Source organism: Flavobacterium limi, from assembly GCF_010645075.1.
Taxonomy (GTDB): Bacteria; Bacteroidota; Bacteroidia; order Flavobacteriales; family Flavobacteriaceae; genus Flavobacterium; species Flavobacterium limi.
Genome location: NZ_JAADZV010000005.1, coordinates 154,428 through 167,629, shown reverse-complemented (window position 1 = coordinate 167,629; position 13,202 = coordinate 154,428). Strand labels below are relative to the sequence as shown.

11 protein-coding genes and 1 pseudogene are annotated in these 13,202 nt (G+C 38.6%); 7 read left to right on the top strand and 5 right to left on the bottom strand.

The features are described 5' to 3' along the window. Positions 1–5: 5 nt before the first annotated feature. The 7 genes from GXM16_RS12150 (at position 6) to GXM16_RS12120 (ending at position 7,296) form a co-directional block, all read left to right on the top strand. The gene (locus GXM16_RS12150; RefSeq protein ID WP_163394708.1) at positions 6–1,250 is read left to right on the top strand and encodes a hypothetical protein; all 1,245 of its coding nucleotides are present in this window, start codon (positions 6–8) and stop codon (positions 1,248–1,250) included. A gap of 11 nt (positions 1,251–1,261) precedes the next feature. Then, positions 1,262–2,134 (top strand): DUF2911 domain-containing protein, encoded by an 873-nt coding sequence (locus tag GXM16_RS12145; RefSeq protein ID WP_163394707.1) that lies wholly within the window; start codon positions 1,262–1,264, stop codon positions 2,132–2,134. Positions 2,135–2,281: 147 nt separating this feature from the next. After that, positions 2,282–2,770 carry a DUF305 domain-containing protein gene (locus GXM16_RS12140; RefSeq protein WP_229684341.1) on the top strand — a complete coding sequence of 163 codons (489 nt, stop codon included), beginning with the start codon at positions 2,282–2,284 and terminating at the stop codon, positions 2,768–2,770. 27 nt (positions 2,771–2,797) lie between these two features. Further along, a complete protein-coding gene (locus GXM16_RS12135; protein ID WP_163394705.1) occupies positions 2,798–5,413 on the top strand; it encodes a multicopper oxidase domain-containing protein in 2,616 nt (871 codons plus the stop codon). 312 nt (positions 5,414–5,725) lie between these two features. Further along, a complete protein-coding gene (locus tag GXM16_RS12130; protein ID WP_163394704.1) occupies positions 5,726–6,307 on the top strand; it encodes a DUF305 domain-containing protein in 582 nt (193 codons plus the stop codon). Between the two features lie 18 nt (positions 6,308–6,325). Beyond that, positions 6,326–6,664 carry a four-helix bundle copper-binding protein gene (locus GXM16_RS23090; RefSeq protein ID WP_163394703.1) on the top strand — a complete coding sequence of 113 codons (339 nt, stop codon included), beginning with the start codon at positions 6,326–6,328 and terminating at the stop codon, positions 6,662–6,664. A 17-nt stretch (positions 6,665–6,681) separates the two neighbouring features. After that, on the top strand, positions 6,682–7,296 hold the full coding sequence (locus GXM16_RS12120) for a DUF305 domain-containing protein (RefSeq protein ID WP_163394702.1): 615 nt from the start codon (positions 6,682–6,684) through the stop codon (positions 7,294–7,296). 199 nt (positions 7,297–7,495) lie between these two features. Here the strand turns inward: GXM16_RS12120 and GXM16_RS12115 are convergent. From GXM16_RS12115 to GXM16_RS12095, 5 genes and pseudogenes are all read right to left on the bottom strand, one after another. Next, positions 7,496–8,062: pseudogene (locus GXM16_RS12115) on the bottom strand (HAD-IC family P-type ATPase); the annotation flags it as partial. Positions 8,063–8,150: 88 nt separating this feature from the next. Then, positions 8,151–9,029: a diacylglycerol/lipid kinase family protein gene (locus tag GXM16_RS12110; RefSeq protein WP_163394701.1), complete on the bottom strand. Its 879-nt coding sequence runs from the start codon at positions 9,027–9,029 to the stop codon at positions 8,151–8,153. 4 nt (positions 9,030–9,033) lie between these two features. Beyond that, on the bottom strand, positions 9,034–10,995 hold the full coding sequence (locus GXM16_RS12105) for an LTA synthase family protein (RefSeq protein WP_163394700.1): 1,962 nt from the start codon (positions 10,993–10,995) through the stop codon (positions 9,034–9,036). A 54-nt stretch (positions 10,996–11,049) separates the two neighbouring features. Next, complete coding sequence (locus GXM16_RS12100) at positions 11,050–12,318, bottom strand: sensor histidine kinase (protein ID WP_163394699.1); 1,269 nt, start codon at positions 12,316–12,318, stop codon at positions 11,050–11,052. After that, entirely contained in the window at positions 12,311–12,997 is a 687-nt protein-coding gene (locus GXM16_RS12095; RefSeq protein WP_163394698.1) for a response regulator transcription factor, read from the bottom strand. The genes GXM16_RS12100 and GXM16_RS12095 overlap by 8 nt, the downstream gene beginning before the upstream one ends. Positions 12,998–13,202 lie beyond the last annotated feature (205 nt).

Sequence of the window (13,202 nt, the reverse complement as noted above, 5' to 3'; positions counted from 1 at the left end):
AACAAATGACCAATCTAGGACAAATTATCCTGCAGTATAAAAACGATAACGAAAGTGTCTACAATACCTGGTTTATAGATAACAACCAGCGGTTAAAGGCATTTCGGACTATAAGACGCGGTGTTTTACAAGTCATTGAGGATATTAAAAAGAAAACCTTTCCTAATGATTTTAAAGAAAGCAGCTTAGAATTTGTTCTGAGTTGCATTGCTGAACAAAAACAAGTCTTTGCAGGGGTTTCCCATCCGTTTTATTGGAAACCCAAATTGCGCATTCCCGATATCTATGAAAATCAAAACAATAAATTGGCTTTCGGTCAATTCCTTGAAAATTGTATCAATGCCAAGTCTGAAGAACAGGTTGTAAAAGAAATCATAAAACTCGATGAATTAAAAATTAAAGGATTAGGACCTGCGGTTGCCAGTATTTTATATTTCATACACCCAACCTGGTTCCCGCCATTCAACACTGCTATTCTCAATGGTTTTAATTTTCTTTTTAAAGACAAAAAAAAATTGGGAAGCTGGACAGAATATCTTAAAATAAGAGAAACCTTGATGGAAACCAACACTTTGCATAAATCTCAGCTGTCAAATGATTTGGGTGCCATTGCAGGATTGTGTTTTGAAATTGGAACTCAGAAAATGCTAATCGGTAACGATGAATATTTAAGCGAGGCAGAACGCTCAAGATTCGAAAAAAACGTACACAAGCGTCAAAAAGAAATACTCGAAGAAAAACTGGAGCAAAATCTGCATAGTGAGATGCAATACCATCTGCTAAAAATAGGTATTTCTCTCGGTTTCGATGTTACCCCGGCAAGCAATGATAAAAACAAATCATTTAATGGACAAAATTTCTCATTTATATCAATGCTAAAATTCCCTGATTTGCCTACCGACAAGGACACTCAAAATACCATCAAGCTAATTGATGTGCTCTGGTTGGAAAAAGGCACAAACAAAATTGTAGGTGCCTTTGAAGTAGAAAAGAGCACTAGTATCTATTCGGGCATACTGCGTTTGTCTGACCTATACTTTAGTATTTCAATCGGACAGGAAGTTTTTTATATTATTATTCCCAATAACAGGGAAAAGGATGTAGTGCTTCAGCTAAATAGGCCCGTTATAAAAAACTCGAAAATGAATATAAAATATATCCTGTTTTCTGAACTAAGAGATAATTGTGATGCGATTTGCAAGTTTGGAACCGACCATTCTATTATGGAAAAAATATCAAAATCAATTTAAAATTAAAAATTATGAAAAAAATAATTCTACTGAGCTTCATTATTATACAATCGTTATCAATTTCTGCACAGGAAAAAGTTCAAATTAAGCTTACTCCTGCAAGCCCTTCAGCCTCGTTTCAACAAGAAATTGGAAGCTCAACAATAAAAATAGCCTATAGCAGACCCTTGGCAAGAGGACGAAAAATATTTGGCGAATTGGTGCCCTTTGGCAAACTCTGGCGAACAGGTGCCAGTGACTGTACGACCATCAGTACTAATGAGGATATCACCTTTGGAAATAGTGTTTTAAAAACTGGTACCTACTCTATCTTTTCAATTCCCTCAGAAAATGAGTGGACTATCATTATAAATAGTGATGTCACTTTACATGGTGAAACTGGTTATGATGAGAAAAAAGACGTTATGCGCTTTAGCGTTCCCACAGAACAAACGACTAATTTCTACGAAACTTTTACCATGGAATTAAACGACATCAATAATAAAGGGGAAGGTTTCCTTAAAATAGAATGGGAAAATACCATGGTTAAAATACCAATAAAAAGCAAAGCAGACAGAGAAATTTTAACCCTAATTGACAAATATATCATCAAAGAGAAAAGCCAAGATGCTAATTTATTGTTTCAGGCTGCAAATTATTATTCCTCTACTAATCGAGATAGTAATCAGGCCATAGCCTGGCTGCGTGAAGCCGAAAACTTAGATCCGCAAAATTTTTATTACCCCAGCTTAAGACAAAAACTATCGATAGGACTCAAGGACTACCGGGGTGCTGTTGAAGCTGCAAAAAAAGCTCTTGTGATTGCAGAACAAAAAAAAATGAAGGTTACAGAAAAATTAAAAAACCAGATTGAAGAGTTACAATTATTACTTAAAAGCAAATAAATAATAAGTTATTACAATACCACATTGAAAAATACAATCACGGAAAAAATCCCGGCCATTTAAGGTAATGCTGTGTTAAAGTAACATTAGACTTGTGGTTTGGGAAATCGATTAATATAAATAACTTTTAAAGCTAAAAATATGAAAATGGAACACGTAACACAGCAGCATTCAAAAGAGATAGACTCCAAAATGTACAAAAAATTAGCCATTATGATAGTATTATCATTTATTTCTATGTACATACTAATGTATTCGATGGTCGATATTTTTGCTAATGTCATTCCCAATGTAAACCAATTTTACATGGCAGGACTAATGACTATGCCAATGCTGATTATTGAGATTACAGTAATGGATAGTATGTACATGAATAAAAAATGGAACATAGTATTGCTTACCACAGGCAGCCTTGCCGCAATCATTTTTTTTTCCTGCATAAGAGAGCAAGCAGCTGTTGGAGATAAACAATTTTTAAAATCGATGATACCACATCATGCAGCAGCAATACTAATGGCTAAAGAGGCTTCCCTTCACGATCCGGAAATAAGTCAACTTGCCCAAGACATTATAAAAGCACAACAAACTGAAATTGCTCAAATGAAAGCAAAGTTGAAAGAGATGAAAAAAAAATAATAGAACACTATTCTTTAAAAAAGCAATATGAAAAATATACTGACAATACTCGTATTTATTATGCTTCCTGTCCTAATTCAGGCGCAGGATATGAAAATGGCAATAGATAAAAAGCCTGTCAAAGAAGAGTCGAATCCCACTACCTATACTTGTCCCATGCATCCCGATATCCATGAATCCAAACCGGGAAAATGCCCAAAGTGCGGCATGGCATTAGTGAAAGAAAAGTCTAAAACCACTAAGCCGAAGGCAGGTGCAAAACCTAAAGCTGCAACTCCTGTTAAAGAGGAAATGCCTAAAAAGGCTAAATCTTCCTCTGCGGATAACATCGATATGCACCAGGCGCATGATATGACAAACATGGAAAAGAAAACAGTAGATCCCCCAGTAAAAAAAATGATGGTAAATGATGAGCCACCTAAAGTTGTAAGGTACGATTTATATGTTCGCGATACGGTGGTAAATTTTTCAGGGAAATCAAAAAGAGCAATAGCGGTAAATGGCCAGATACCAATGCCTACATTAACCTTTACAGAAGGTGATACCGCAGAAATTTATGTCCATAATGAACTTGACGAAGAAACCTCATTACACTGGCATGGTTTGTTTCTACCCAATAAAGAAGATGGAGTGCCTAACCTTACCCAAATGCCTATAAAAGCGCACAGTACCTACAAATATTCTTTTCCCATCAGGCAGCATGGGACCCATTGGTATCATAGCCACTCGGGATTGCAGGAACAAATAGGAATGTATGGATCTTTTGTGATGAACAAACGAAACTCCGATCCGAATTTTCGCCAGGGAATAGACAATCTTCCCACAATTCCGATTGTGCTGAGCGAATGGACCGATATCAACCCGGAGAACGTTCATAGAATGCTCCATAATGCCTCGGATTGGTTTGCGATAAAAAAAGGCACGACCCAAAGTTATGGCGAAGCTATAAAACAAGGCTATTTAAAAACCAAGGTCCGCAATGAGTGGAAGCGTATGAACGCTATGGATGTAAGCGATGTCTATTATGAGAAATTTTTAATTAATGGGAAAAACGAAAGCCAGCTTTCGCAGTTCAAAACCGGTGATAAGGTAAGATTACGCGTCTCTAATGGCGGTGCATCCAGTAATTTTTGGCTTACGTATGCCGGAGGCAAAATTACAGTAGTGGCCAGTGATGGCAATGATGTTGAGCCGGTTGAGGTAGATCGTTTGCTTATCGCAGTTTCCGAAACTTATGACCTTGTTTTAACCATTCCGGCGGAAAACACCTCTTATGAGTTTTTAGCCACACCGGAAGACCGGACAAAATCAGCATCACTATACATTGGAAATGGCATCAGACAGCTCACCTCCCCTTTACCCAAACTGAAATACTTTGAAGGGATGCAAATGATGAACGATATGATGAAAATGAATGGAGACCTAAATGATATGGGGATGAAGATGTCGCTGAATCAGATGGATATGAACTCGGTAATGTATCCTGAAATTACAGGCCCACAAACAAAAGGAAGTAATGATATGCCAATGGATATGGACAAAGAAGAAACCAAATTGGATGCCCCTGATAAAATGCATGACATGCACAATATGGAAAATAAGTACAATGCCAATGCCCTTGCCGATATTGTGACATTAAATTATGCGATGCTAAAATCTCCTACAAGCACGGCATTGTCAAAAGATGCGCCCGTAAGGGAACTCAAATTCGAGCTTACGGGAAATATGAACCGCTATGTGTGGAGCCTGGATAACAAAGTTGTTTCCGAAGCTGATAAAATCCTGATCAAGAAGGGAGAAATTTTACGTATTATTCTGCATAATAATTCAATGATGCGGCATCCAATGCATTTGCATGGACATGATTTCAGGGTAATCAATGGGCAAGGTGATTTTGCGCCATTGAAAAACATCATCGACATCATGCCAATGGAAACAGATATTATTGAATTCGCCGCAAGCGAAGATGGTGGCGACTGGTTTTTCCACTGTCACATTCTCTACCATATGATGGCTGGTATGGGCAGAATTTTTTCTTATGAAGATTCACCTCCAAATCCAGAAATACCAGACCCTAAACTGGCTCAGCGAAAATTGTTTGCTGATGATAGAGAATTCCATTTCATGGCTGAAAACGATTTTGCTACTAATGGAAACGATGGCGAAGCAATGTATCAGGGGACACGCTGGAGTATAGGGACCGAATGGAGATTAGGCTACAATGATATGCATGGCTATGAAACTGAAACACATATTGGACGCTATATTGGAAAAATGCAATGGCTAATGCCATTTATAGGATTTGACTGGAGATATAGAAAAATGGGAGAAGATGAACAGGAAAGAAATCTCTTTGGACAAAAAAATACTAAAGATAAACGTGCAGTGGCGAGTCTAGGGGTCAACTATACCCTTCCTATGTTAATAGTAGCACAAGCCGAAGTTTTCACGGATGGTAAAGTCAGATTACAGTTTGAACGCAAGGACATCCCGGTCTCTAAGAGGCTTAGAATGAATTTGATGTGGAATACAGACAAGGAATATATGGCCGGTCTACGCTATATAATAACCCGATGGGGTTCCCTTTCCTCTCATTACGATAGCGATATGGGCTTTGGTGCCGGATTTATTCTCAATTACTAAATTTTGGCTGGCCGTTAAAATTTTTAATTCAGGTGCAGCCTTACAATGATATGACAGTCCGCTGTCCAGCCATTATGGGGTGTGGCAGTTACTATTAGCATGAGGGTTCATCTAGTTCTTAAAATTTTGAAAATCCAAATGGAAATTTTGTAACTAAAAAGTCTAATATACTTGTACATTGTCATAAAAAATTACAATAATATTAACTTATAAATAACAATTATGAAAAAATATGCAATAATCGCATTTGTCATCCTTTTTTCATTGGCAGGATGCAAAAAAGAAACAGCTACCCAAACAACTAAAACTGAAATGCCGGCATCCGATTCTAACGACACTTCAGTTGAAAGTGCAAGTGCAGGCGTAGCAAATAACACAATAATGGAGGCAATGAAGAGCATGATGGACAGGATGCACCAGATGCAAAAAAAAGGAAATATAGATTACGACTTGGCCATGAACATGAAAGAGCATCATAAAGGAGCTATCGATATGGCAACTGCAGAGCTCAATTCTGGAACTGATGAAAAGCTAAAAGCGATGGCCGGCAAAATGAAAGAGGCCCAGCAAAAGGAAATAACGAGTCTTGACAAAATGATTTCAAAATTCAATGGCCAGACAAGTAATTACGACCCTTCGAAAACCGATAACGGATTAGGCAAGGCTATTATGGACAACATGCAGGAAATGATGCGACTACCAGAAGCTACAGGTACAGTGGATAAGGATTTTGCAACAATGATGATCAAGCATCATAAGGATGGGATAAAGATGGGTGAACACATTCTTCAGTATTCAAAAAGCGCAGAGTTTAAAACGATGACAATGAAAATGATAGCTGACCAGAAAAAGGAAATAGAAGACCTGGAAAAATGGCTGTCAGCAAATCAATAATTTTAAGATCAGAATATTATGTCACACCAAGTATACCAACAGTGTATCGAGGAATGCCTCGATTGTGCCATAGCTTGCGACCACTGTGCAACAGAATGTTTAAAAGAAAAGGATGTAAACCATTTAGCGAAATGCATCCAAACTGATTTAGAATGTGCAGCATTTTGCCGTGCAGCCGCCTCTATTATGAGCCTGGGAAGTATCCGAAGTGCAGAACTATGCAGACTGTGTGCCGATGCATGCAATCAATGTGCTAATGAGTGCGATAAACATGCAGAGATGGGTATGGAACATTGCCGTAAATGCGCTGTAGCGTGCAGAAAATGCGCTGAAGCTTGTTTGGCAATGATGAATTAATTTAAATATATAATATTATGAAAAAGACTATTGTACTGCTGGCAATGACCATTGTTGGGCTTTGTTCATGCTCCAATGATGACGATAACAAGGCGATCCAGCTGCAGTCTCATGACAGCAATAAAATGATGCAAAAAATGCACACCATGATGACAGAAATGGATGGCATGACAATGAAAGACGATCCGGATATCGATTTTGCCACGATGATGATCATGCACCATCAGGGAGCAATTGATATGGCAAACCTTGAGCTGCAGGAAGGCACCAATACAGAAATGAAAGCCAAAGCAAAAACTATTATTGATGCGCAGCAAAAGGAGATACAGCAGCTGCAATCCATTCTTTCAGGTCTGATATTAGATAACACCGATGCAAATTTTTCCACCGAGTTGATGATGTCGATGAAAAAGATGGGTACTGATGCCGATACCCAATTAATTACAGGGGATATTGACAACGATTTTGCTACAATGATGATAGTTCATCATCAGGCTGCTCTGGATAATGCTTCGGCATACATACATCACGGTAGCAATGTGGAATTAAACACAATGGCAAAAATGATGGTTGACCTCCAAACAAAGGAAATCATCGAGTTGGCTCAGTGGCTCATTGAAAATCGCAGATAAGCAAAAAGAACTTACTTTTCAGAATATCTTTGAGGGATAAAACCTGTGTATCTTTGGTGAATTTTCGAATTAGCATTATATTAATACTTTAGGTCATAAAGAAGTAAAAATAGCAGAAATTCATAATTATAAGTAAACTTCTGAAAGGCTAACTTACAAAAATCACATTTGCACGAAACAATGGACTCTATCAGTTTATTTATTGCATAGTATAATGCTTAGTAATTCTGAGCGCATTTAAAATTGCCAATAATGCAACCCCGACATCTGCAAAGACAGCTTCCCACATTGTTGCAAGACCGGCTGCTCCCAAAATCAGAACAATTCCCTTAACAACGAAAGCCAATGTAATATTTTGCCACACGATTTTTTGGGTCTGTTTGCCTATGTTAATTGCCATCGAAATTTTGCTTGGCCTGTCATCCTGGATCACTACATCGGCTGTTTCAATTGTGGCATCACTTCCCAAGCCTCCCATCGCTATTCAGACAGTACTCAAAGCCACAACCGGCGCATCATTGACCCCGTCACCGACAAAAGCAACTGTTTCATTCCTGTCCTTGATTTCGTTTTCCTTATTTACTTTGTCTTCCGGCAATAAATCTCCAAAAGCACTCGCAATCCCAAGCTTATCGGCTACAAATTGAACAACATTTGTTTTATCGCCGCTCAGCATTGTTGTCTTAACTCCAATGGATTTTAGTTTGTAAACAGTCAACTGCGCATCTTCTTTTATTGTATCGGCAATGGTTAGATAACCTGCAAAACCCCGCCAATCCAAATCGCATTTTCAAAAAAATTGCTGCCAAAGAGAATAATATTTATATAACGTAAATTATGGGACCGGAACTTTATTAGAATGCAACACTAAGACTCTCTTTTAGTATAGTTACATAAACCTTATTGGTTTTCAAGTAGTGGTATTCACCGTCAATCTGCGCATCAATGAATATTTTCTTTGGCACAACAATATTCATTGTATCACATTTTATCATTCTAGCTTTCTTAAAACTTTCTGTAGTTCCTTTAAGAATGCTGAAAGCAAGCTGCAGTTTTTCAAAAAAATTAATTTTTGGAACCATAAAAATATCCAGTTTTCCATCGGTAAGACTGGCCCTAGGAGTAAGGCTCATACCGTAGCCCATTTCATTGGAATTGGAAATGAACAGTAGCATTGGTTCGATCCACATGTTCTGCCCGTTGATATTCAAGAGAGTTTCTGCGGTACGGTATTCAAAGGCAGCAACAAAAGATGCCCATGCATAAGCCATCAGCTTTTTTCTTTTTGCCTTTTCATATTTTTTTATAATCATACCGTCAATGGCAATACCCATATTGCTGAAAAAATAATAATTATTGGCCTTTCCTGCATCAATTCGTATGGTCCTGCCTTTGGAAATAATGTCCATAGCCCTATCAATCTGCTTGGGAATCTTCAGGTGCGAAGCCAGTCCGTTGCCTGAACCCACCGGGATAATCCCCAGAATGATTTTAGATTTCACCAGACACGAGGCAACCTCATTTACTGTGCCGTCTCCGCCGCAGGCCACAATACAGTACGGGTCATTTTCCATAGCTGCGGTGGCCAGAGCCATGGCGTGCCCCTTATACTGAGTATATTCGACTACCACAACATAGCTGGGGAAAAAATTTCTGATCATCTGAGCATTTATATTATGGGTACCGCCGCCCGAAATTGGATTGACGATAAAATGAATATAGTGTGAAGCCATGATTTTAATGTAATAATTTATTGGTAAATAGATAATCCGCGGTCTGGTACCAGGCAATAGTTTCTTCCAGCATATTTGGGTCAATAGCTACTGGCGAAAGGCTGTTGTCTTTCTTATTCCATAAATAAGCAGACTGCTTTTTCTGGTCAGAGAGGATCATTACCCTGTTTTTCTTCATTAAGGTCAGTTTTCTGTAGGTACCCACAAGGGCACGCTGTTCATAATTGGAATTTAATATATCATTCCCAAAAAAATTGGAGTTGTAACTCCAATGCATAAGGGAAAAAAAAGTGGGAAAAAAATCAATCTGTGAGCACTGTTTCAGCACTTTTCGGTTTTGATCGTGAGGCATATTGACAATAAACGCCGGAATATGATAGTTGGCTATATCAATTTCATCCTTACCCGCACTGCTTGCACAATGGTCAGCGATCACTACAAAAACGGTGTTTTTGAACCATAGTTTCTCCTTGGCCTTTCGGAAAAATTCACCCAATGCATAATCGGTGTATTTCACCGCCCCGTTTCTCCCTGTTCCAGAAGGTATATCAATGGCATTATCAGGATAGGTATAGGGCCTGTGATTGGAAGTGGTCATGACAAAATTAAAAAAAAGCTCTTTTTTACTGTAATGCGAATCAGCCGTTGTAAGCATCTTGGCATAGATATCGCCATCACATATGCCCCATGCATTTTCAAAGGTTACTTCTTTGTCCTGAATGTTGTTTCTGACTGTTTTAATCTTATCACTCAGCACACTTCCCCGGCCACGGTCATAAATGGTAAAGCCGTTCCCTCCAAAAAAGGCATTCATATTATCAAAGTATCCGTCCCCTCCATAAAAGAAATCTGTAGCGTATTTCTTTTTTCTGAATACTGATCCAATAGTAAAAAGGTCACTGTTTTCCGGCCGTTTAACAATGCTCTGGCCCGGTGTTGGAGGGATACAGAGCGTAACAGCCTCCATTCCCCTTACCGTGCGCGTTCCAGTAGCGTACATATCACTGAAAAAAATACTTTGCTGGGCCAGACTGTCCAAAAAAGGTGTAATGTTTTCCTTATTGCCGAATTCTTTCATAAATCCTGCGCTAAAACTCTCTACCAGTATAAAAACAACATTCTTTCGCTGTTCTTGCAGCCCGCAACTGTCAATAATTTTACGGCGGACAGTGCGCAGGGTTTTTCCACCGGTATTTCCGCTTCCCTGAAGCCTGCTTCTTACCAGAGCAAATGCCTTATCGTCATCAATGGAGCTGTAAAATTGCTTAAATTCCATCTGGTTATTACGAAAGGCAGCAAAAAAAGAATAAATCCCTGACTTGGAAATCTCAGAATTATAGCGGTTGGCAGACCATTCAGCCATGTCATTGCGGACAAAACAGGTATATGTTACAGATATTGAAAGTACTAATAAAAACACAACAAGACGGGATAACGTTGAAGCAGTGACCAAAAGCGTATTTATGACGGCACCCCTTTTGAAGAAAATAAAAATAAAAAGTCCTGTGATCAAAAGCATGCTTCCAATTAATATGGGCAGCGGATAAGATTCCTGGATATTGGCCACTACCTCATGTGTATAAATCAGGTAATCCACGGCTATAAAATTGAATTTAGATTTGAACTCGTCCCAGAATATAATCTCTGCAAAAAAGGTAAGCACCAGAATGAATATAGAAAGTGCAGTAAAAAAAAGTATGATTGTCGTGTCAGCTAAACTTCCCACCCATCGGGAGGGCATAATCAGATAATAAAAAGATGCAGGCAGAATAATAAAACTTACCGTCCCCAAATCATAGAACAGTCCTGTAAGCAGTGTTTGAAGCAAGTCAGAGAATCCGATGGATACCTCTTGAAATTGAAGGAGAATAAAAACAATACGAAGCAACAGAGAACTGAGAATAAACCAAAGCGTAAAATGAAGCAACAGGTCAAACCTGCCTGCGGATTTGAAACTTGTAAACATAGATACTGAAATTTTCAACAAACTTCAGTATCAATTTAGAAGATATTTAGAAGATTAGAAATCCACGCGGAAAAAATGCTGTTTTTCTTCGAATCTGTAGGAGAACCTCCATCCATTAAGGGTAGCGATCCTGCTGATGATAGCCAGGCCTAGTCCGCTTCCCTGAGAGCTGGTGCTCGCTTTGGTAAAACGATTAAAAAGACGCACCTCATCCAGTGGTCCTGATCCACTTGAATTACTGAAGCACAATGAGTCTTCTTTGACTACTATATTGATTTCCCCCTCCCTATTATTATGCCTAATAGCATTGTTAAAGAGATTGTTGATTACAATTTCAAGCAAAACGCCATTGGCTGAAACATATAGGACTGCCTGGGAAGTATATCGTATCACCAGGTTTCTGGCCTGGGCCTGTTCTGTAAAAAAAGGCAGCTGGTGTTCCACAACAGCATTGACTGTCATACCTTGGGTTATATCGAACTGCCTGCTCTCAAGCCTTGAAAGAAGCAAAAGGTTCTTATTGATTTTACCGAGCCTGCAAGCCGCTACATTTATATTTTCCAGAATTTCAAACTGACCCTTGGTTATATCATCACGCTGCTGCAGTGTCTGAAGCATTCCCTTAAATATGGCAAGAGGGGTCTGGAGTTCGTGTGAAGCATTTTCAATAAATTCACTTTGACTTGCATAGATACTTGTATTTTTGTCCATCAGCCTGGAAATTGCCGCATTAAGCCTTTCGAATTCTTCTATATCCACATTGGGGAGTTCAGGCTTGATTACTTTATCAATTTCGAAACGCTCCATTTGCTGGAGTGTGGTGTAAAAGGGCTTCCATAAACGGATCGAGAGAAATCTGGTGATCAGAAATAAACCCGTCAGCAGCAAAAAGCCGATAATAGCAAAGAGACGGACTATTCCTATTATCAAAGCTTCATCTTTAATCAGATTGATCTTGGCTGAAAAAATATAATTTTTACCTTGGATACTTACAGGAGAATGCAACACCCTGTAGCGTTCGTATGTTTCGCTCAGGCAGTTGTAATAACTGTGGTAAAAAAAAATATCCCCGGCAAGCTGCTTATCGTTGTCCCTAATCTTAAGATCACGGTTAAATTCATTCCAGGCAGCAATTTTATCTGGCTTGAGCGCAGGGAGAGAAAGACTGACAAATTCTTTTTTGAGAATTAAAAGTTCGCGGTCTGCATTATTGACATACAGCAAAGTCCCGAAAAAGTAAAAAGCGATGCCCGCAATAATTAGCATTGTAATTGAAAATACCATATAGTATTTAAGGGTCTTGGCCAGCAGCTTTTTACTCATTTTTCATCGTCCATTTATAGCCCATCCCATACATGGTCTTGATGTAATCATCATAACCTGCATCAACAAGCTTCTTCTTTAGGTTTTTTATATGGGCATATACGAAATGATGGTTATCCAGCATATCTGCCATGTCGCCTGAAATATGCTCAGCGATCGTACTCTTGGAGAGTACCTTATTTTCATTGGCAACCAGATAAAGCAGCAAATCTATTTCCGTTTTGGTAATGTCTATAAAGATGTTTCCAACTTTAACTGTTCTGGCAAGCATGTCTATGGCGATTTCATTGTAAAGGACAATGTTATTGCCGTTAAACTGCTTTCTGCGTACCAGCGCTTTGATACGAACCATTAATTCTGCCAGTTCAAAAGGTTTGGTAAGATAGTCATCGGCTCCGCTGTTAAATCCTTCGATCTTATTTTCAAGTGTGATACCGTTAGCGGTAATAATAATCACGCCCTCATTTCTATTCTGTTCTCTGAGTGTCAAAAGAAGCTCTAACCCGTTGCCATCAGGAAGCCCCAGATCAAGCACAACACAATCGTACTGATAGTCCGCAATTTTTTCAAGTGCAGAGGCTACTTTGTCTACGCATTGGCACAAAATTCCATTGCCCGAGAGATAATCTTTGATGCTTTCGGACAAAAAGTGCTCATCCTCGACTAATAAAATTTTCATACTATCACTAAGCTGCTTTAAAAAATCCTACATTACAGCTCATTACCGCAAAGATAAGATATACTTGCAAATATTATTTGTATTTATCTACGTAAAAAATACCAATACCTTAAATATAGCATGTCCCGACATAAATAAGCGTACATATGCTATTGTAAGATATCAAACTAACATACTGTAAAACAGCACTATTGAAAAAGATAAT